Below are 19,804 nucleotides of genomic sequence, written 5' to 3' on the forward strand. Positions count from 1 at the left end.
ACACTCTGATGCAATGTAACTACCAGAAACCCCTATTTCTTTTCAAACAATATCATTTATCATATGACAACAACAGTGCATTTTTCCGGCAACAACAGTCAACTTTTCGGAACCCGCTATTCCAAGCGGGACCCTCTTTACTGTAGTGCCTTATCCGAGATGTCTGTACGATAATGCATCCCATCAAATCGAATTTGCTCAACACCCCGGTAGGCGGCTTCTTTAGCCTGCCGCAAATCCGCTCCAAACCCGACTACGTTCAAAACCCGACCACCATTGGTTTGAAACTGCCCCTCTTTCTTCTCTGTTCCGGCATGAAATACAGCCACATTGTCCGGCAGCCCATCCAGTCCCTCAATTCGGTCTCCTTTCGGATACGGACCGGGATACCCTTTTGCCGCCAATACAACACAGACAGCCGCCCCATTTTTCCATTTGAGATCTATCGAGGCCAGTTTTCCGTCAATTACCGCTTCTGCTGCATCCACCAGGTCGGTCTCCAACAAAGGAAGTACGACCTGTGTTTCCGGGTCGCCGAATCGGGCGTTGAACTCGATTACTTTCGGACCTTGCCCCGTCAGCATCAATCCTGTGTAAAGAACTCCCTTATAAGGCGTTCCTTTCGCTGCCATTGCCCGAACAATCGGCTGCACAATCGTTTCTTCCACCTGCCGCAGCAGTTCAGCGCCGACTTTCGGCACCGGTGCATATGTGCCCATACCGCCCGTATTCGGTCCTTTGTCACCGTCAAACACCTGCTTGTGGTCTTGCGAGGGAACCATCAGCTTCACCGTTTTACCGTCCACAAAAGCGAGTACGGTCGCTTCTTCTCCCTGCAAAAACTCCTCGATCACCACCTGACTGCCCGCTTCGCCGAACGATTTGTCCTGCATGATAGAGCGAACCGCCGCTTCCGCTTCTGTTAAAGTTTGAGCGACAACCACGCCTTTGCCCGCAGCGAGACCATCCGCTTTTACCACAATCGGAGCGCCTTTCTCACGTATATAACGGAGTGCTTCCTCGACTTTGGTGAACGTCTGATATTCGGCAGTCGGCACTTTGTTGGCCATCATCACCGCTTTGGCGTACGCTTTGCTGCCTTCGAGCAGCGCGGCCTCTCGTCGCGGTCCGAATATGCGCAAACCCCGCTCTTCAAAAAAGTCGACCACCCCGGCCAACAGCGCCGCTTCCGGCCCTACGACGGTCAAATCGATTTGTTCCCGCTCGACAAAATCGGCCAATTGCTCCACCGCATCGACAGAAATCGCCACACATTCCGCGATTTGGGCAATTCCTGCATTGCCCGGTGCACAGTAGATCTTCTCCACACGAGGGCTTTGCGCCAACTTCCAAACCATCGCGTGCTCCCGACCGCCGCTGCCAATCACCAATACTTTCATTTTCGCGACCTCCTTCCCATTTAAACCCGAAGCATTCTTCCGACAAACTTTTTAAAACTCGTTTGAAAAAGGCCAGATCTTTACGTGTAAAGGTCTGACCTTTATGATCTCAATGTTTGAAATGACGCACTCCGGTAAACACCATAGCGATCCCGTACCGGTCTGCCGCTTCGATCGACTCGTTGTCTTTAATCGATCCGCCGGGCTGAATCATCGCCGTGATCCCCGCTTGTGCAGCCGCTTCGACCGTATCCGGCATCGGGAAAAACGCATCCGAAGCAAGCACCGATCCTTTTGCCAGATCTGCCGCCTGTTCAATTGCGATTTTGGCTGCGCCGACCCGGTTCATTTGCCCGGCTCCAACGCCAACTGTGCGATCTTCGCGCGCCAGTACAATCGCGTTTGATTTTACATGTTTGACCACTTTCCAGGCGAACAGCAGTTGTTTCAGTTCATCTGCCGTCGGCTGCCGGCGGGTCACCACTTGCAGATCATTTTCCGTGAGCGTCTTAAGATCCAAATCCTGTACCAACAAACCGCCTTGCACTTTCAACGTGGTGCGCGGGGCATACAGCAAAGACCCGTTCGCATTCGCCACATCATTCGCTTCTCCGGATACGGCCGCTTCCATTAGCCGGATATTTTTCTTCTGACTTAAAATCTCAAACGCTTCCGGTTCGTATGCAGGCGCCAAGACAATTTCCAGAAACAGCCCGGAAATTGCTTTCGCTGTCGATACATCCACTTTTCGGTTGAGTGCTACAATTCCTCCAAAAATCGAAACCGGGTCTGCTTCATACGCCTTCTGCCAAGCGCCAAAAATCGTATCGGCAATTCCGACTCCGCACGGATTCGTATGCTTGACTGCGACAACCGCCGGTTCCGTAAACTCCTTCAAAATCGACAGGGCTGCGTTTGCATCATTGATGTTGTTGTAGGACAGCTCTTTGCCATGCAATTGCTTGGCGCCGGCAATCGAACTGGCGGCAGCGCCCGCTTCCCGGTAAAAAGCCGCTTTTTGATGAGGGTTCTCGCCGTATCGCAGATCCTGTGCTTTTTCATACGTGAGTGTCATGGTTTGCGGGAATTCTTCGCCGGTCAGCTTCGTCAGATATTGAGCGACCAGCGCATCGTACGCGGCTGTATGGCGAAACACTTTGGCTGCCAACGCGAGCCGGGCTTCTTCGTCCACCGGTTCGCCTTTCTCCAGACTTTCCACGACCAGGCCGTAATCGGAAGCATCCACCACGACGATCACATCACGGTAGTTTTTTGCCGCCGCCCGCAGCATCGACGGCCCGCCGATATCGATGTTTTCTATCGCTTCTTCCTGTGTAACGTTCGGTTTTAGGATCGTTTCCTTAAACGGATACAGATTGACGATTACGTAATCGATCGGCTGAATCCCCAACTTGTGAATGGCAGCCATATGTTCCGGATTTTCCCTTACGGCCAGCAGACCGCCGTGAATGTTCGGATGCAGTGTTTTCACGCGTCCGTCCATAATTTCCGGAAAACCTGTCACGTCCGAAATACCCGTCACAGGGATGCCTTCCTGCTCCAGCAATTTGGCTGTGCCGCCGGTTGAAACAATCTCCACGTCATGTTTGACAAGCGCTTTCGCCAATTCTATGATCCCCGTCTTGTCCGATACGCTGATTAACGCTCTTTTCATGTCTGTCCTCCTACCACCGTGTTGTTCATCTTTGTAAAATTGGCCACGACCTGCGGCAGCAACCTGTGCTCGACCGCCTGAATCCTTCTGGTCAGCGACTCTTTTGTATCTTCAGGCAAAATCGGCACGCGCTCCTGTGCGATAATCGGCCCCGTATCCATGCCTTCATCCACCAGATGAACGGTGACGCCTGTTTCCGCGACGCCCGCCGCCAACGCCTGTCCGATCGCATCTTTGCCAGGAAACATCGGCAAAAGTGACGGATGCAAATTAATGATGCGGCCCCGAAACGGTTCCAATAAGGTAGGACCGACAAGCCGCATATAGCCCGCCAAAACAATAAAATCCACCTGTTTTTCCCGCAAGGCGGCAAGAATTGCCGTTTCATAGGCGACTTTATCGGCAAACTGTCTGGGAATGAATGCACAGGTTTCCACTCCGGCCCGCTGCGCCCTTTCTACCGCTTTCGAATCGGGTTTATCGGAGACGACCAAAACGATTTCGGCCATTCCCAAATCTCCTGTGCCAGCACGGTCTAACAACACCTGCAGGTTGCTGCCGCTGCCGGAAGCAAACACCGCGATTTTCTTTTCGCCTGACTGCTGCCAACTGCCTTGACCTGTCATTCGCCGCCTCCGATAGCCGGGATAAGGACCTGTTTGTCGCCTTTTACAATGGTGCCGATCGGATATGCCTTTTCGCCAAGACGATTCGCTTCCGCCACAAAATCGGTCGCCTGCCGCTCCGGTACCACGGCAATCAAGCCGATCCCCATGTTGAACGTACGGAACATATCGACGGCTGAAATGTCGCCCTTCTGCCGGATCAAATCAAATATCGGCAAAATCGGCCAACTGCCCAGCTTGATTTCGGCACTGCATCCATCCGGCAATACACGCGGAATGTTTTCCCAGAAGCCGCCGCCCGTAATATGAGCCATGCCCCGCACATCAAAACGTTCGGCCAACGCCAATCCATTTTTGACATAGATGTGGGTTGGCGTCAGCAGTTCTTCGCCGATTGTTTTATCAAGCCCTTCGACCCGTGAATCCATATGGAATCCGGCCTCTTCCAGCAGCACCTTGCGTACCAGTGAATAGCCGTTTGAATGGATGCCGCTCGATGCCAAACCAACGATCACATCCCCCGGCTGTATACGGGATCCGTCGATCAGTCGGCTTTTTTCTACAATCCCGACGGCAAACCCCGCTATATCGTATTCCCCGTCCACATACATGCCCGGCATTTCAGCCGTTTCGCCGCCGATCAGGGCGCAGCCAGCCTGCACACAGCCGTCCGCAATCCCTTTTACGATCTGTTCGGCCGTGGCTGGGACCAGTTTCCCGGTCGCCAAATAATCAAGAAAAAACAGCGGTTCGGCTCCCATCACCAGAATATCGTTTACGCACATGGCCACCGCATCAATCCCGATCGTGTCATGCCGATCCATCTGAAAGGCGACTTTCAATTTGGTTCCCACGCCGTCCGTTCCCGATACCAGAATCGGTTCTTTATAGCGGCTGAGATCGAGTTGAAAGCCGCCGCCAAACCCGCCCAGGGCGGTCAAAACTTCCGACCGCAACGTACGCGCCACATGCGGCTTGATTCGGTTCACCGTCTCGTTTCCCGCATCAATATTGACACCCGCTCGCGCGTAAGCGTCTTGTCGATCCACGCAGGCCACCTACCTCTCCAACATGTGTTTTTCTAGCGACTCGTATATTTCCGTCGGGTATGTTCCCGTAAAGCAGGCATTGCAAAATTTGTGATTGGCCATATCCGTCACACCAAACGCGCTGAGCATCTTTTCTTCCGACAGATAATGCAGCGAATCGGCGCCAATATACTCTTGAATTTCCTTCACCGTCTTATCAGCTGCAATCAATTCCTCTCTTGCCGATGTATCGATTCCGTAGTAGCAGGCATCCTTAACGGGAGGAGAAGAAATCAGCAGATGAACTTCCGTTGCGCCCGCTTCCCGCAGCATCTGTACGATCCGTTTGGAGGTGGTGCCGCGTACGATCGAATCGTCGATCAATACAACCCGCTTGCCTTCCACGACCTTGCGGACCGCAGACAGTTTCAGTTTCACGCCGCGTTCCCGCAGTTCCTGACTGGGTTGAATGAAAGTTCGGCCGACATACCTGTTTTTAATCAAACCGATTTCATAAGGAATGGCCGTTTCCTCCGCGTAACCAATCGCTGCAGAGATTGACGAATCGGGTACGCCGATGACCACATCCGCTTCAACCGGATGTTCTTCTGCCAGCAGCTTGCCCAATTTTTTACGGATGGAATGCACATTAAACCCGTCTATATCGGAATCGGGACGAGCAAAATAAATATATTCAAACGTGCAGAAAGACGTTTTGGACGCATGGGCAAACTTTTGACTGCGCAGCCCGTTTTTATCAATAATGATCATTTCGCCCGGTTCGACATCGCGGACATAGGATGCTCCAATCGCATCAAACGCGCATGTTTCCGATGCCACCACGTACGCTCCTTCAAACTGCCCCAGGGCCAGTGGCCGAAGCCCATGCGGGTCGCGCACGGCCACCAGTTTGTCATCGGTCAGAATCAGAATCGCATAAGCGCCTTTAATGACAGATAACGACTCCCGCATGTTTTCTTCAATCGTCGGCATGCCGGACTTGGCAATCAGATGGGCGACCACTTCCGTATCGCTGGTCGTTTGGAAAATGCTGCCCTGCCGTTCCAAGCGGCCGTGAATTTGATAGGCGTTCGTCAGGTTCCCGTTATGCGCCAATGCCATATTGCCCCGTTGAAAGCCAAAAGTCAACGGCTGCGCATTGGCGACCGATGAATCGCCTGTCGTCGAATACCGCACATGTCCAATGGCGGCATTTCCGACCAATGTTTTTAAAATCTCCTCATTAAACACCTCGGATACAAGTCCCATTCCTTTATGCTGGTACAGCTTCCGACCGTCTACCGTTACGATGCCGGCGCTTTCCTGTCCGCGGTGCTGCAATGCGTAAAGACCATAATAAGTCAGTTCAGCCGATTTTTCGTGTCCGATAATCCCAAACACACCACACTCTTCATGGAACTTATCGGACATCATTTCATTATGCATGGGATCGCTCCCCTCCATGTTTCGGCCAGTTTTTCAACCGATTGGTCAATAGAAGCCACACCGTTGACCTGAATTGTCAGATTCGTTCCGGTTACCCGGCCAATACGGGTTAACGGCACATTCCGTTCCCTTGCGAGCGATTCCAGCTGCTCTGCCTGATCAGGCGTAACTTCCAGAACGATCCGCGAAGGACTTTCCGAGAACAGTACAAAATCGGTTCGCAACCCGGCGGCAATCTCTTCTCCTGTTAGCAGTTCAATCAGCGCACCCTTGCCGCCTGCAATCGCCGATTCGGCCAACGCAACTGCCAGACCGCCGTCCGCACAGTCATGCGCGGAACGCACCAGTCCTTGCTGGATCGCGGTCAGTGTCAACTGCTGAACCGATTTTTCCAGTTCCAGATCAATGGCAGGCGGTCTGCCGGTCACCAGGCCGTGTACAGCCGCCAGATATTCGGAACCCCCGATGTCAGCTTTCGTAAACCCGGTGAGATACAGCAGATTGCCTTCCGCTTTCCAATCCAATGTGGTCAGATGATTCAGGTCATGCACAAGTCCGACCATCCCGATCACCGGCGTCGGGTAAATGTCAATGCCGTTCGTTTCGTTATACAGCGAAACATTGCCCGAAATGACAGGCGTATCCAACACTCGGCAAGCTTCCGACATACCGTTTGCCGACTGTTCCAGTTGGTACATGATCTCCGGCTTTTCCGGATTGGAGTAATTCAGGCAGTCGGTTACTGCAAGCGGCTCTGCCCCCGTGCAGACCACGTTTCTGGCCGCTTCCGCAACAACCAGCTTGCCGCCCGTTTCCGGATCCAGATAAACATAACGGCCATTGCCGTCCGTTTTCATCGCCAATCCTTTGCGGGTGCCGCGAATCGAAACAACCGCCGCATCCGAACCTGGCCGAACCACCGTGGAAGTGCGCACCATATAGTCATACTGACGATATACCCATTCTTTCGAAGCGATTGTCGGCTGCCGAAGCAGCGTATGGAGCGTTTCATTCAGATCTGACGGCTCCGCTATCGAATCTATGGCAAACGATTCTGTCTCATTCAGGTAATCAGGCCGTTTTGCCGGACGATTATAAACAGGCGCTTCATCGACCAGCGTAGTAACCGGAATCTCTGCCACCACCTGCGCGCCTTCTTTGATCCGCAGCATCCCATCATCCGTAACGCGGCCGATGACTGTCGCTTCCAAGCCCCACTTGTTGAAAATCGTTTCCGCAATATGCTCCTTGCCGCGTTCCATCACAACAAGCATCCGCTCTTGCGATTCGGACAGCATGATCTCATAAGGAGTCATCCCTTCCTCTCGCCGCGGCACCTGTGCTACATCCATTTCCAAACCCGATCCGGCACGGGACGCCATTTCAGCAGAGGAGGACGTCATACCGGCGGCGCCCATGTCCTGAATGCCAACCACCGCACCTGTTGCAATCAGTTCCAGACAGGCTTCCAACAGCAGTTTTTCCATAAACGGATCACCCACCTGAACCGCAGACCGCTCTTTTGAATGCGGGTCTTCCGTCGAGGCAAACGTTGCGCCGTGAATCCCGTCCCGCCCTGTTCTGGCTCCGACTGCCATAACCGGATTGCCGACCCCGGATGCATTTCCTTTCGTGATTTTGTCCTGGTCGATCAATCCGACGCACATGGCGTTCACAAGCGGGTTATGCGTGTATCGTTCGTCAAACACCACTTCCCCCGCCACCGTTGGAATCCCGATACAGTTTCCATAAAATCCGATGCCTGCCACCACGTGACCAAACAGGTACCGGTTTCTCGCGCTTTCCTCAATTGTCCCGAAGCGAAGCGAATTCAGCAATGCCACCGGACGCGCTCCCATCGTAAAAACGTCGCGGATAATGCCGCCCACACCGGTGGCCGCGCCCTGAAACGGCTCGATGGCAGACGGGTGGTTATGCGACTCAATCTTGAAAACCACAGCCTGATTGTCCCCAATATCGACGATCCCTGCGTTTTCTCCAGGCCCTTGCAGGACGCGCGGTCCTGATGTGGGGAACCGTTTCAAGATCGGTTTCGAACTTTTATAGGAACAGTGCTCCGACCACATCACCGAATAGATGCCCGTTTCTACATAGTTGGGGCGGCGTCCAAGCAGTTTGACGATTTTGTCGTATTCCTCATCTGTCAAACCGAACGTGCGATAAATTTTTTGGTCTGCCACTTGTTCAGCCGTCGGCTCATGGGAGACAGTACCGGCCGCGTCACCCGAATCGACCGCTTGCAAAATGCTGTTGTTTTCGTTTTGTCGCGTCTCGTTAGGCACCGTGCTTCTCCCTCCATTTGTTGAGAATTGACGTAAAAAGCGCACGTCCGTCAGTAGACCCAAGCAGATCATCAACCGCCCGTTCCGGATGAGGCATCATGCCAAGCACATTACCTTTCTCGTTGCAGATGCCTGCGATATTGTCAACCGAACCGTTTGGATTTTTGCCATGATAGCGGAACACAATTTGATTGTTCGACTTCATTTTTTGCAGCGTCTCATCATCCACATAGTAATTGCCTTCGCCGTGAGCAATCGGAATCTGGATCACCTGTCCTTTTTGATAGTCACTGGTAAACGGCGTTTCCGTGTTTTCCACAACCAGCGGTGAAATTTCACAGTTAAACTGTAAATGGTTGTTTGTGCGGAGCGCCCCCGGCAACAAGCCTGACTCTGTCAAAATCTGAAAACCGTTACAGATGCCGATCACCATTTTCCCTTCCGAGGCCGCTTTTTTCACCTGTTCCATAACCGGGGAAAAACGGGCAATGGCGCCGCACCGCAAATAGTCCCCATAGGAAAATCCGCCCGGCAGAATGATACAGTCATATGCCGACAGATCGGTTTCGTGGTGCCACACCATGTCTACCGGTTCACCCAACACGTCTTCCACCGCTTTGACCGCATCAATGTCGCAGTTGGAGCCCGGAAATACGAGAACTGCAAATTTCACCGTCTCACACCTCCGACAGTTCAAATGAATATTTTTCAATCACCGTATTGGCGAGCAGTTTTTCACACATTTCGGCAACCCGTTCCGCTGCCTGCTTCGGATCGTTCGTGTTCACTTTCAGTTCCATGTATTTGCCGATCCGAATGTCTTCCACTTCATCGTAGCCCAACGCGTGAAGCGATTTGGCAACGGCCGATCCTTCCGGATCCAATACGGACTGTTTCAATGTTACGTGGATTTTGGCCAAAATCATTGTGTAACACCCCCAAGTCTGCGGAAAATCTCTTCGTACGCCTGTTCTACCGATCCAAGGTCACGCCGGAAACGGTCTTTATCCAGCTTCTCTTTTGTGTCTGCATCCCAGAAACGGCATGTATCGGGTGAAATTTCGTCAGCCAACAGCAAATTTCCATCCGCATCAACGCCAAATTCCAGCTTAAAATCAACCAGCAGCAGATTTTTGTCAGCCAGGAACGCTTTCAGATGAATGTTGATCTGGCGAGCCATCTCTTCCATGTCTGCGATCTGCTCAGGTGTGGCCAGATTCAACACGTCAATATGCGAACGATTGATCAACGGATCACCCAATTCATCATCTTTGTAGTAAAATTCAATAACCACCTTCGGCAAAATGGTGCCTTCCTCCCAACCGATACGCTTGGCAAGCGAACCGGCGGCAATATTTCGGACCACCAATTCAATCGGTACAATCTGCACCTTCTTTACCAGCATCTCCCGTTCCGACAGGGTCTCCACATAATGGGTAGGAATGCCTTTGGACTCCAGCAGGCGGAAAAATATCGATGCAATCCGGTTGTTGAGTGCCCCTTTCCCCACAATCTGCCCTTTTTTCTCGCCGTTGAACGCGGTCGCGTCATCCTTGTAATCGACGATGACCAATTTGGGATCGTCCGTTAGAAATACTTTCTTCGCCTTTCCTTCATACATCATCTGCTGCTTGACTGCCATTTGCCTGGCCTCCTCATTTCACAGTATCCATTGTTTTTAAAACTAAGTACTTGTTTTGCCGAATGCCTATTTTTCGATATGACGCAACAGTTGCGGCGCAATGCCGATGTAACTGGCCGGTGTCATCGCAAGCAGACGGGATTTGTCATCCGCCGGGAGATCCAGGCTTTCGATAAACTGCCGCATGGCCGCCTGATCGATTTGCGCGCCGCGTGTTAAATCTTTCAGTTTTTCGTACGGATTGTCATGACCGTTTTTACGCATTACGGTCTGCACCGCTTCCGCCAATACTTCCCATGCATGATCCAAATCTTTTGCCAGTTCCGCTTCATTTACCGAAAGCTGCTTCAGTCCTCGCAGCGCAGCCTGCAGCGCCAGAACGGAATGGCCGATACCCACACCGATATTGCGCAGCGTGGAAGAATCTGTAAGATCTCTTTGCATTCGGGAAATCGGCAGTTTCATCGCCAAATGCTCCAACACTGCGTTGCTCATCCCGAAATTCGCTTCCGAATTTTCAAAATTGATCGGGTTGACTTTATGCGGCATGGTGGAAGAACCGACTTCTCCCGCCACCGGGATCTGCTTGAAATAAGAAAGCGAAATATAAGACCATATGTCACGGTCCATATCGATTCCAATATTATTGAAACGGCAAATTGCCATAAATGCTTCGGCCAGGTAATCGTGCGATTCAATCTGCGTCGTAAGCGGGTTATACGCAAGCCCCAGGCTTTCCACGAACGAACCGGCGATCTCTTCCCACGGCGCGTCCGGATAGGCGGACACATGCGCGTTAAAGTTGCCGACCGCTCCGTTAAACTTGCCCAAAAATTCAAGATTGTCAATCTGCACCAACTGCCGCTGCCACCTGCGGACAAAAACGGCCAACTCTTTTCCCACCGTTGTCGGACTGGCGGGCTGGCCATGCGTTCTTGCCAGCATCGGGATCGATTGGGTCTGTTTCGCCAAACCAGCGACTGTTCCGGCCAATTTTTCCGCCAAGGGAAGCCAGACCTGCTTAATGGCACCCTGCACCATCAACGCGTACGAAAGGTTGTTGATATCTTCCGAAGTACAGCAGAAATGAACGAATTCCGCCACATCCGCAAGCGAGGTTTCTTTGATACGGCGTTTGATAAAATACTCCACCGCTTTCACATCATGTTTGGTCGTCGATTCGATCTGCTTTACTTCCAACGCATCCGCTTCGCTAAAATCGGCTGCCAGCTTGCGCAAAAATTCCGTTTCCTGCGACGTAAAGGGCCGTACGTCCGCAATCCACTCGCTTTTCGACATGGCGATCAACCATTCCACTTCCACATGTACTCTGTATTTCATGAGCGCCCATTCCGACACATAGCTTTCAATGCCGCCCAACTGTTCCTGATAGCGCCCATCCAGCGGCGAAATTGCTTTGATTGACATCCGACAACTTCCTTTCTTACCTTCATGATTTTCTTCTTTCCGTACCCTCTCTGCAACAACCTTCGTCCCGCGTCCTTCTCTGCAACCTTTCGTCCTGTGGTCAGACCTGCCAAATGCCCCAGTCCCGTATTTGCTGCAATGCATCTTCCACACGGTCTGCCAGAACGTTCAGATGACCCATTTTTCGCTTCGGTTGCACTTCCGATTTGCCATACAGATGAATTTTTGCGCCGCCTGTCAGCCGGTGTACACGATCCAGCACCGGCTGCAGATGTTCGCCCAAAATATTGACCATGACTACCGAACTTAACAATCGGGTATCTCCCAGCGGCAAGTTGCAGATAGCGCGTACATGCTGTTCAAACTGCGAAGTGACGCACGCATCCATCGTATAATGACCGGAGTTATGCGGTCGAGGAGCCAGTTCGTTAACCAGCAGCCTGCCGTCTCGCCAAAACATTTCCACTGCAATCAGTCCGATTACGTCCAACTCGTCGGCAATTTTGGCCGCCAACTGCTGGGCCATACGATCTGCTTCCGACGGGATGCGGGCCGGAACAATGGACAGATGGAGAATGTTTTCACGATGTATGTTTTCCGCTGTCGGAAACGTTTTGACTTCCCCGTCTGCATTGCGGGCAGCAATCACCGACAGTTCCTTCTCAAACGGCACCCATCCTTCCAAAACCAGAGGCGCTGCCTGTTCTGTAAATTCAGGTTCTGACCCGGTGGGAAGTTCAGTCCCTGTTTCCGACCATGCAGCCCCAAGCTCTTCCCATGCCGGTTCTATCTCTTCTTTGTTCCGAATGACAAATTGCCCTTTTCCGTCATAGCCGCCGGAAGTTGTTTTTAAGACACAGGGCAGTCCCAATTCAGCCACTGCTTTTTGCAGATCGTGAAAGGACCGAATCGGTTTCCACGGGGCAACCGGAACCCCGATAGAAGCAAGCGCCATTTTTTCCCGTATGCGGTGGCGGGTGATGTACAATACTTGACCGCCTTGCGGCAAGTTTGATTCCTGCTCCAAAATCCGCACCATCTCGTCGCTCACATTTTCAAATTCATAAGTCAGCACCTCGGATACGGATGCCATTTTACGGGCAGTTGGCAGATCATCGAGCGGGGCCACAAACTCCAAATCGGCCACTTGCCCGCACGGCGAATCCGCATTTGCGTCCATGGCGGCAATCCGGTATCCCATTTCGCGTGCTCGTAATGCCATCATTCGGCCCAATTGGCCTCCACCCAGAATACCGATTGTTGCACCTGGCAGAATCCTCCGCCCGCTCATTCCAAATCCCCGCTTTCCATCACCTGTAGCCGTATCGTATCCCGTCTCTGCTGCAATCTGTCACGCAGTTCGGTCGAGGTCGTTGCAAGTATTTGTGCAGCTAACAGTCCTGCATTGGCTGCCCCCGCTTTACCGATCGCCACCGTCGCAACAGGTACCCCTGCCGGCATCTGCACGATCGACAGCAAGGAATCCAATCCGTTCAACGCTTTCGATTGAACGGGGACACCGATTACGGGCAGTACGGTTTTAGCCGCAACCATTCCAGGCAGGTGGGCCGCTCCGCCCGCTCCCGCTATAATCACCCGTAGCCCCCTATGGACCGCTTGTTCTGCATACTCAAACATCAAATCGGGCGTTCGGTGAGCGGATACTACCCTTTTTTCATAAGGGATCTGCAGTTCATCCAAGATCAAACAGGCTTCCCGCATCGTGTCCCAATCGGATTGACTCCCCATGATTACGCCAACCAAAGGATTCGCCATTTTGTTCCTCCCGATCTCAATCTCTAGATAGTGTCAAATATAGTGTGCCAATTTTGATCAAAAATAGAAAACCCAGTACGGGCAAGTCAGCTCTTCATTGCGAGCGAAACCTACCCGTCTGGGCTTTTATCCCTTCGGTGTCACACGGCAGGACCGTATGTGAATCGCTCGGACCAGCGCCACTCCACAACCTGTACGCGCCCGTTAAAATAGACCCTCGCGTTTGTTGTCTGTCAGCCGGAACCCTAGATTCACTTTCAGCTCGTAGTCCGGTTATTTACGGTAACCGGGTAGAAACTTTCGGGCCGTATTCCCGAAGATATACGAGTATGTTTGATTGTGCCGATTTCTATGTTCAGTGTACCAATATCAAAAATAGGTGTCAACAAAAATACGAACATTTTTCAACCTTCAATTCAAAACGTTCGTGAAAGTTTATGAGTTAGCTGCCCCAAACACAATCGCCAGCAAAATCCCGGTCCCGATCACCATAAAGGTCAATTCAGGCGGTCGCTGGTCAGGGGGAACGAATGGGCGAAAAGAATCCGACTGTTTGGACATCCGTAACTACCCTTTTTTATTATTTAGTCAAGCAAAAACTCCCCCTTCAGCAAATGAAGGTGAGATGAGTCGATCTGTTCTTTTGTGCATGCAAGCGAACGTATGCGCTATTATAAAGGGGAAGTAATCCCAAAGGCGGCGGAAGTTTCAATCACACATTTCTCTGATACATTTCCCTGCTTAAGCGGAAAAACCCCACAATATATAACCTTGAGGTTTCAATGCTCAACAATAGCCGAGAAGTATATATCAATAACATCTGGAAAGGAGCGATAACATGTCCATTTTAGACGTCCAGACCAAAAGGGTTTATGAGCCGCCGGGACCGGAAGACGGAAAACGCATTTTGGTAGATCGTTTATGGCCCCGTGGACCGGCAAAAGAAAAAGCGCATTTGGACGCGTGGATGCGTGAAGCAGCTCCCAGTCCCCAATTGTGCACATGGTTTTCCCATAAGCCGGAACGTTTTCAGGAATTCCGGATTTCATATCTGAAAGAATTGGCGGAGAATCCTATTAAACATGAACATGTGGAACAACTTTACCGGGAAGCAACCAAAGGAAGAGTCACTTTGCTGTACGCGGCCAAACATCCCACCTGCAATCATGCCGTCGTCCTGGAAGAAGCGATCCGAAATCTGCGGCCCTAAACGTACTGATGCCGCCGGACAATCTGCCCGCTTCACCGGAGACATGAGAGACAGTTTCGGCATATTCGGCTTGGTTGTCAGTCACTCTCCTCAAAACGCTGCAGCAGGAACGTGTAGGTTCGCTCCATTTCCGGAAAATATTGTTTGATATGTCGATAGATTCTTACAGCCGTTGCTTCATCGTACACATGGGATGTCTCGTTGCGGTCCCGCAACATTTGCAGCCACGCCGTTTCGTCCTCGAGCCAGTGAACCTGAAACGCATGCTGCAAAGTTTCGCGGGGGGTGTTCGTATGTACGCCTTCCTGTGCAAGCAAACGTTTAAGCGTTTTCCAATACAATTCGATCGCGAACTCAAATCGCTGGATCGTCCCGTCTACAGCCAGAATCGAATCCTCGGGCACTTCAAGAGCTTCACGCAATCTTTGCAAAGCATTCCCCAGATTGTGCAGGCTTTGAATCGATTTAGGATCTTTCATAAAGAACCTTCCCTTCCTGCGTAATTTTGCTTTTCAGGTCAGTTGGCGCTTCTTCCCATCGCACCACATCAATCGGCAGCAACGTATCCATCTGTTCCAGCGACATCACAAGTTCAAGCCACTTCCGTTGGCTAAGCGCGGGGGCTTTCACGGCCAAGTCAATGTCAGACCGCGCACTCTCATCCCCTCTGGCACGCGAGCCGAACAAGGTTACACGAAGCACCTCCGGATTTTTCCGCATGATCTCCATAATTTGCCGACGAATACGCTCTTCAATCGCCATAGGTGCCTCCTATCAGGAAAACGGCACCCCCGTTTCTTTCCAAGGTGCCGTTTCTTTGTTCAGTGCTTATTTTAACGAACCTGTTTTTTCATATTTCTCAGCCAGTGCGTCTATTTCCTTCTTCAGTTCAGACACCAGGTCTTTTTCCGGAACTTTTCGCACAATTTCACCATGGCGGAACAACAGACCTTCCCCTACGGAACCGGCAATCCCTATATCCGCTTCCTTCGCTTCACCCGGACCGTTGACTGCACACCCCAAAACGGAAACTTTAATCGGGGCCTTGATTTTTGAGACATACTCTTCAATCTCGTTGGCCACGCTGATCAAATCGATTTCAATACGCCCACAAGTCGGACAGGAAACCAGTGTTACAGCATTTGCCAACAACCCGAACGTTTTTAACAGTTCCCGCGCCACTTTCACTTCTTCCACCGGATCGGCACTGAGCGACACGCGCACCGTATTGCCGATTCCCATCGAAAGCAGTGTTCCCAGACCGGCTGCGCTTTTTACCGTTCCCGCAAAAAGCGTACCTGACTCTGTAATGCCCAAATGCAGCGGATAATCAAACGCTTCTGCCGCCAGTTTGTAAGCTTCAATCGCCAAAGGTACATCGGACGCTTTCATCGAAACAATGATGTCGTGAAAATCCAGGTCTTCCAATATTCGAATATGATGCAGCGCGCTCTCCAGCATCCCCTGTGCAGTCGGATATCCGTACTTATCCAGAATATGTTTTTCAAGCGATCCCGCATTAACGCCAATGCGGATCGGAACGTTGCGTTCCTTGCATGCTTTTACAACCGATTCCACCTTTTCCCGGCGGCCAATATTCCCCGGATTGATGCGCACCTTATCGATTCCGTTTTCAATCGCTTTCAACGCCAACTTATAATCAAAATGAATGTCTGCCACGAGCGGAATCGAAATCTCTTTTTTGATCTGTTTGACGGCGTTCGCCGCTTCCTCATTATTGACCGTCACCCGGACCACCTGGCAGCCCGCTTCTTCCAAACGATGAATCTGCTCTACCGTCGCCTTTACATCAGCCGTCTTGGTCATCGTCATACTTTGGATGATCACCTGATCATTGCCGCCAATTGTCACGTTGCCCACACGCACCGGGCGCGTTTGTTTTCTGTGATACATCAGAACGTCTCCCATCTATAAGATGTTCGTTCCTAATTATACCCGTTCCTGAAAAAACGGGCTAGTGTCCACCTTGCAACCCCAAAACAGACAGCCCGGTTTGACAGGCCGTTTCATAAAAAAAAAGCGGCCCGGCATCGCCAGACCGCCCTTCTGCCAAGCAGGCATCGAATCAATTAAACGTTCAGTTCCGTAAACAGGAACCGGATAATGATCAACACAAACAAAATCCACATCAGCCAGTGAATTTTGTGCTTCCCGCCGATCAAGTTACCCGCTGCGGCGAGGAATACATAAAACAGAATGCCGAAAGAAATTCCGTTCGCAATCGAATAGCTGAACGGCATCAATACAATGGTCAAGAAAGCAGGGATCGAATAGACAAACTCGTCCCATTCAATCTCACGAACGGCCCCCATCATCAATACACCAACCAGAATAAGTGCCGCAGCCGTTGCTTCACCCGGTACGATAAGCGCCAGAGGGGCGAGGAACAAGGAGAGAATAAACAGGATCCCCGTCGTAACCGCTGTCAAGCCGGTTCGTCCACCCTGTGCCACACCTGCTGCACTTTCAACGAAAGCGGTAATCGTACTGGTTCCCAACAAGGCGCCAATACTTACACCCGTCGCGTCGACCAGCATAGCTCGTCCCACTTTTTCTTTTCCATCCGGCTTATCCAATAAACCTGCTTTTGCAGCCGTACCCGTCATCGTGCCAAACGTATCAAACAATTCCACAAACGTAAAAGTAAAGATAATGGTTAAAATCCCCGCATGAAGGGCACCCATAATATCCAAACTGCCAAACGCCACTTGCGAAAATTGGGGCACCCATTTCGCCCCCGCCAGCGAACCTAAATCGGTGATTCCCATTGGAATCCCAATAATCGTCGTTATAATAATCCCCAGCAAAATGGCGGCAGGCGCTCGGAGCGCCATTAGGATGGAGGTCAGCAGAAGACCGATCACCGTCAAAAGCACATGCTTATTTTCAACGAAATTGCCCAACTGCAAAAGCCAATCGAATCCGCTGATTTGATGCAGCGACTGCACCGGGTCTTTGCCGATATAGAACGCGGACAGCAGACCGCTGTTTTTGAACCCGATAATTGCAATAAACAACCCGATACCTACCGTCACCGCAGAACGAATCGATTTGGGAATGGCTTCGAGCATCAACTGCCTGATTTTGGTCACCGTCAGAATAATAAAAATAATACCGGAGATGAACACGGCTCCCAAAGCCATTTGCCAAGTGATTGTGCCGCCTGAACTGAGAATGACGGTTGCAAAATACGCGTTCAGCCCCATACCAGGCGCCAACGCAATCGGAAAGTTCACGAGCAGCCCCATTAAGATCGTAACGATTCCCGCACCCAGGGCGGTTGCCACAAATACGGAGTTAAAATTCATCCCTGTTGCTCCGCCGGCCGTCAACGTTAACGGATTGACGATCAAAATATACGCCATCGTGATAAACGTGGTGATTCCGGCAATGATTTCAGTTCTTACATTGGTGTTGTTTTCCTGTAACCGAAAAAACCTCTCCATGTTTCCATTCCTTTCTTGACTTTTATAGGGTTACTCCCACTCAATCGTGGCAGGCGGCTTTGACGTGATATCGTAGACCACCCGGTTCACGTTGGGAACTTCGTTCACCAAGCGAGTAGAGAGCCTTTCCAACACATCATAGGGAATTCGCGCCCAATCGGCCGTCATTCCATCTTTGGAAGTCACGGCGCGAATACCGATGGTGTACGCGTAGGTCCGCTCGTCTCCCATTACGCCGACACTGCGAATATCGGGCAAAACAGCAAAATATTGCCAAATCTCCCGATCCAAACCGGATCGTTTGATTTCATCCCGAACTACAAAATCGGCCTCTTTCAATAAAGCGAGTTTATCCCCCGTTACGGCGCCGATAATTCGGATGGCCAGTCCCGGACCCGGGAACGGCTGACGCCAAACGATGTCATCCGATATGCCCAACTGCGTACCCAGTTCGCGAACCTCATCCTTAAACAGGGATTTCAACGGTTCAATCAGTTGGAATTCCATGTCTTCCGGCAATCCTCCCACGTTGTGGTGCGATTTGATTGTGGCAGCCGTTGCCGTCCCGCTTTCGATAATATCGGTATAAAGCGTACCCTGCGCCAGAAAATCAAAATGTCCCAGCTTTTTGGATTCCTCTTCAAAAACGCGGATAAACTCCTCACCGATGATTTTCCGCTTTCTTTCCGGATCCGAGACATCTGTCAACCGGTCGAGAAATCGTTTGCTGGCATCTATTTTGACCACGTTCATCTTGAATTCCTGCGTAAACGTCTGCATCACCAGATCGGCTTCATTCTTGCGGAGCAATCCATGATCCACAAACATGCACGTCAGATTGTCGCCGATCGCACGGTGAACCAGTACCGCCGCCACGGAGGAATCCACGCCGCCCGACAGCGCACAGAGCACTTTTTTGTCACCGACCGCTGCGCGAATTTCGGCAACCGACTGGTTAATATAGGAACCCATTGTCCAGGAACCTTCACAACCGCATACTTCAAACAGAAATTGACGGATCATCTCCTGTCCATGGACAGAATGGTTGACTTCCGGATGGAATTGCACCGCATACAGCTTGCGGTCCGGATCAGACATGGCGGCTACCGGCGCGTGATCGGTCGCAGCGTCGATCTGGAAGCCGACAGGCGGAGCTGTCACCAGATCGCTGTGACTCATCCAGACCTGCTGTTGTTTCGGCTGATTTTTATAGAGAACAGCGTCAGAACGAACGTCAATCATGGCCTTGCCGTATTCCCGAACGGCTGCCCGTTCCACTTTTGCAGCAAAATGGTACGCCATCAACTGCATTCCATAACAGATGCCCAAAATCGGAATCCCCAGATCAAAAATGGCCGGATCTACTTTTGGCGCCCCTTCCCCGTAAACGGAATTCGGTCCACCTGAAAACACAATCCCTTTTACATGCATCTTCTTTATCTGATCCGCCGTTATGGTGGGCGGCAAAAGTTCGGAGTAAACATTCAGCTCCCGGATACGCCGGGTAATCAACTGATTGTACTGTCCGCCAAAATCAAGTACGATCACTTTTTCCTGTTCTGCCATGGCAGTTTGTACCATCCCTTCCACACAAAAAAATACACCGGACTGCGCCCGTATGATATGACACTAGCATTCACAAAACCACTACGTCACATACGAGGCAGATCCGATGCGTATAAGTAGATAAAAAAACGCACGCCTCGTAGTCCAGTCATTTATGGTGACTCGGTAGAAACTGTCGAACCCTATTATCGACATTATACGAGTTGTAACCTATATAAGTTGAAATTCGTCCTCATT

The 19,804-nt window shown here is 51.3% G+C and carries 19 protein-coding genes and 2 riboswitches; of the genes, 1 reads left to right on the forward strand and 18 read right to left on the reverse strand.

All coding sequences use genetic code 11. The features are described 5' to 3' along the window. Nucleotides 1-137: 137 nt before the first annotated feature. From purD to skT53_RS18875, 13 genes are all read right to left on the reverse strand, one after another. Nucleotides 138-1,400 (reverse strand): phosphoribosylamine--glycine ligase, encoded by a 1,263-nt coding sequence (purD, locus tag skT53_RS11005; RefSeq protein ID WP_200756844.1) that lies wholly within the window; start codon nt 1,398-1,400, stop codon nt 138-140. A gap of 109 nt (nt 1,401-1,509) precedes the next feature. Beyond that, on the reverse strand, nt 1,510-3,075 hold the full coding sequence (gene purH / locus skT53_RS11010) for a bifunctional phosphoribosylaminoimidazolecarboxamide formyltransferase/IMP cyclohydrolase (RefSeq protein WP_200756845.1): 1,566 nt from the start codon (nt 3,073-3,075) through the stop codon (nt 1,510-1,512). Next, the gene (gene purN / locus skT53_RS11015; RefSeq protein WP_200756846.1) at nt 3,072-3,701 is read right to left on the reverse strand and encodes a phosphoribosylglycinamide formyltransferase; all 630 of its coding nucleotides are present in this window, start codon (nt 3,699-3,701) and stop codon (nt 3,072-3,074) included. The genes purH and purN overlap by 4 nt, the downstream gene beginning before the upstream one ends. Further along, a complete protein-coding gene (purM, locus tag skT53_RS11020; protein ID WP_200756847.1) occupies nt 3,698-4,750 on the reverse strand; it encodes a phosphoribosylformylglycinamidine cyclo-ligase in 1,053 nt (350 codons plus the stop codon). The genes purN and purM overlap by 4 nt, the downstream gene beginning before the upstream one ends. A 9-nt stretch (nt 4,751-4,759) precedes the next feature. After that, on the reverse strand, nt 4,760-6,175 hold the full coding sequence (gene purF, locus skT53_RS11025) for an amidophosphoribosyltransferase (RefSeq protein WP_200756848.1): 1,416 nt from the start codon (nt 6,173-6,175) through the stop codon (nt 4,760-4,762). Beyond that, on the reverse strand, nt 6,160-8,550 hold the full coding sequence (gene purL / locus skT53_RS11030) for a phosphoribosylformylglycinamidine synthase subunit PurL (RefSeq protein WP_200756850.1): 2,391 nt from the start codon (nt 8,548-8,550) through the stop codon (nt 6,160-6,162). Before purL ends, purF begins: the two co-directional genes overlap by 16 nt. After that, a complete protein-coding gene (purQ, locus tag skT53_RS11035; RefSeq protein WP_200756852.1) occupies nt 8,471-9,151 on the reverse strand; it encodes a phosphoribosylformylglycinamidine synthase subunit PurQ in 681 nt (226 codons plus the stop codon). Before purQ ends, purL begins: the two co-directional genes overlap by 80 nt. A gap of 4 nt (nt 9,152-9,155) precedes the next feature. Beyond that, nucleotides 9,156-9,404, reverse strand: coding sequence for a phosphoribosylformylglycinamidine synthase subunit PurS (gene purS / locus skT53_RS11040; RefSeq protein ID WP_200756854.1), 249 nt, complete (start codon nt 9,402-9,404; stop codon nt 9,156-9,158). Then, the gene (gene purC / locus skT53_RS11045) at nt 9,401-10,120 is read right to left on the reverse strand and encodes a phosphoribosylaminoimidazolesuccinocarboxamide synthase (RefSeq protein WP_200756856.1); all 720 of its coding nucleotides are present in this window, start codon (nt 10,118-10,120) and stop codon (nt 9,401-9,403) included. The genes purS and purC overlap by 4 nt, the downstream gene beginning before the upstream one ends. Before the next feature lie 66 nt (nt 10,121-10,186). Next, a complete protein-coding gene (gene purB, locus skT53_RS11050; RefSeq protein WP_200756858.1) occupies nt 10,187-11,548 on the reverse strand; it encodes an adenylosuccinate lyase in 1,362 nt (453 codons plus the stop codon). Nucleotides 11,549-11,648: 100 nt separating this feature from the next. Then, a complete protein-coding gene (purK, locus tag skT53_RS11055) occupies nt 11,649-12,839 on the reverse strand; it encodes a 5-(carboxyamino)imidazole ribonucleotide synthase (protein ID WP_200756861.1) in 1,191 nt (396 codons plus the stop codon). Further along, nucleotides 12,836-13,324: a 5-(carboxyamino)imidazole ribonucleotide mutase gene (gene purE, locus skT53_RS11060; protein WP_200756863.1), complete on the reverse strand. Its 489-nt coding sequence runs from the start codon at nt 13,322-13,324 to the stop codon at nt 12,836-12,838. Before purE ends, purK begins: the two co-directional genes overlap by 4 nt. A 245-nt stretch (nt 13,325-13,569) precedes the next feature. Further along, nucleotides 13,570-13,671: riboswitch (purine riboswitch) on the reverse strand. 88 nt (nt 13,672-13,759) lie between these two features. Next, entirely contained in the window at nt 13,760-13,885 is a 126-nt protein-coding gene (locus tag skT53_RS18875; protein WP_264175966.1) for a hypothetical protein, read from the reverse strand. Nucleotides 13,886-14,162: 277 nt separating this feature from the next. Between skT53_RS18875 and skT53_RS11065 the strand changes: the two genes are divergently transcribed. Continuing rightward, nucleotides 14,163-14,534, forward strand: coding sequence for a DUF488 domain-containing protein (locus skT53_RS11065; RefSeq protein ID WP_200756865.1), 372 nt, complete (start codon nt 14,163-14,165; stop codon nt 14,532-14,534). A 77-nt stretch (nt 14,535-14,611) separates the two neighbouring features. Here the strand turns inward: skT53_RS11065 and skT53_RS11070 are convergent, their stop codons facing one another. From skT53_RS11070 to guaA, 5 genes are all read right to left on the reverse strand, one after another. Further along, nucleotides 14,612-15,013, reverse strand: a complete 402-nt coding sequence (locus tag skT53_RS11070; protein WP_200756867.1) for an HI0074 family nucleotidyltransferase substrate-binding subunit — start codon at nt 15,011-15,013, stop codon at nt 14,612-14,614. Next, nucleotides 15,000-15,296: a type VII toxin-antitoxin system MntA family adenylyltransferase antitoxin gene (gene mntA, locus skT53_RS11075; RefSeq protein ID WP_200756869.1), complete on the reverse strand. Its 297-nt coding sequence runs from the start codon at nt 15,294-15,296 to the stop codon at nt 15,000-15,002. The genes skT53_RS11070 and mntA overlap by 14 nt, the downstream gene beginning before the upstream one ends. Nucleotides 15,297-15,362: 66 nt before the next feature. After that, nucleotides 15,363-16,448, reverse strand: coding sequence for a flavodoxin-dependent (E)-4-hydroxy-3-methylbut-2-enyl-diphosphate synthase (gene ispG / locus skT53_RS11080; RefSeq protein ID WP_200756871.1), 1,086 nt, complete (start codon nt 16,446-16,448; stop codon nt 15,363-15,365). Nucleotides 16,449-16,624: 176 nt separating this feature from the next. Beyond that, nucleotides 16,625-18,001, reverse strand: a complete 1,377-nt coding sequence (locus skT53_RS11085) for an NCS2 family permease (RefSeq protein WP_200756873.1) — start codon at nt 17,999-18,001, stop codon at nt 16,625-16,627. Between the two features lie 30 nt (nt 18,002-18,031). Further along, on the reverse strand, nt 18,032-19,567 hold the full coding sequence (gene guaA, locus skT53_RS11090; RefSeq protein WP_200756875.1) for a glutamine-hydrolyzing GMP synthase: 1,536 nt from the start codon (nt 19,565-19,567) through the stop codon (nt 18,032-18,034). A gap of 120 nt (nt 19,568-19,687) precedes the next feature. Then, nucleotides 19,688-19,789, reverse strand: a riboswitch (purine riboswitch). Nucleotides 19,790-19,804 lie beyond the last annotated feature (15 nt).

Origin of the sequence: Effusibacillus dendaii (assembly GCF_015097055.1) — a bacterium.
Classification (GTDB): domain Bacteria; phylum Bacillota; class Bacilli; order Tumebacillales; family Effusibacillaceae; genus Effusibacillus; species Effusibacillus dendaii.

Excerpts from the sequence above, each read along its gene's own strand:
- skT53_RS11070 (WP_200756867.1), bottom strand. The coding sequence starts at position 15,013 with ATGAAAGATCCTAAATCGATTCAAAGCCTGCACAATCTGGGGAATGCT.
- purS (WP_200756854.1), bottom strand. The coding sequence starts at position 9,404 with ATGATTTTGGCCAAAATCCACGTAACATTGAAACAGTCCGTATTGGAT.
- purK (WP_200756861.1), bottom strand. The coding sequence starts at position 12,839 with ATGAGCGGGCGGAGGATTCTGCCAGGTGCAACAATCGGTATTCTGGGT.
- skT53_RS11085 (WP_200756873.1), bottom strand. The coding sequence starts at position 18,001 with ATGGAGAGGTTTTTTCGGTTACAGGAAAACAACACCAATGTAAGAACT.
- purC (WP_200756856.1), bottom strand. The coding sequence starts at position 10,120 with ATGGCAGTCAAGCAGCAGATGATGTATGAAGGAAAGGCGAAGAAAGTA.
- ispG (WP_200756871.1), bottom strand. The coding sequence starts at position 16,448 with ATGTATCACAGAAAACAAACGCGCCCGGTGCGTGTGGGCAACGTGACA.
- mntA (WP_200756869.1), bottom strand. The coding sequence starts at position 15,296 with ATGGCGATTGAAGAGCGTATTCGTCGGCAAATTATGGAGATCATGCGG.
- purN (WP_200756846.1), bottom strand. The coding sequence starts at position 3,701 with ATGACAGGTCAAGGCAGTTGGCAGCAGTCAGGCGAAAAGAAAATCGCG.
- purH (WP_200756845.1), bottom strand. The coding sequence starts at position 3,075 with ATGAAAAGAGCGTTAATCAGCGTATCGGACAAGACGGGGATCATAGAA.
- purL (WP_200756850.1), bottom strand. The coding sequence starts at position 8,550 with ATGATCTGCTTGGGTCTACTGACGGACGTGCGCTTTTTACGTCAATTC.
- purD (WP_200756844.1), bottom strand. The coding sequence starts at position 1,400 with ATGAAAGTATTGGTGATTGGCAGCGGCGGTCGGGAGCACGCGATGGTT.
- skT53_RS18875 (WP_264175966.1), bottom strand. The coding sequence starts at position 13,885 with ATGTCCAAACAGTCGGATTCTTTTCGCCCATTCGTTCCCCCTGACCAG.
- guaA (WP_200756875.1), bottom strand. The coding sequence starts at position 19,567 with ATGGCAGAACAGGAAAAAGTGATCGTACTTGATTTTGGCGGACAGTAC.
- purB (WP_200756858.1), bottom strand. The coding sequence starts at position 11,548 with ATGTCAATCAAAGCAATTTCGCCGCTGGATGGGCGCTATCAGGAACAG.
- purF (WP_200756848.1), bottom strand. The coding sequence starts at position 6,175 with ATGCATAATGAAATGATGTCCGATAAGTTCCATGAAGAGTGTGGTGTG.
- skT53_RS11065 (WP_200756865.1), top strand. The coding sequence starts at position 14,163 with ATGTCCATTTTAGACGTCCAGACCAAAAGGGTTTATGAGCCGCCGGGA.
- purE (WP_200756863.1), bottom strand. The coding sequence starts at position 13,324 with ATGGCGAATCCTTTGGTTGGCGTAATCATGGGGAGTCAATCCGATTGG.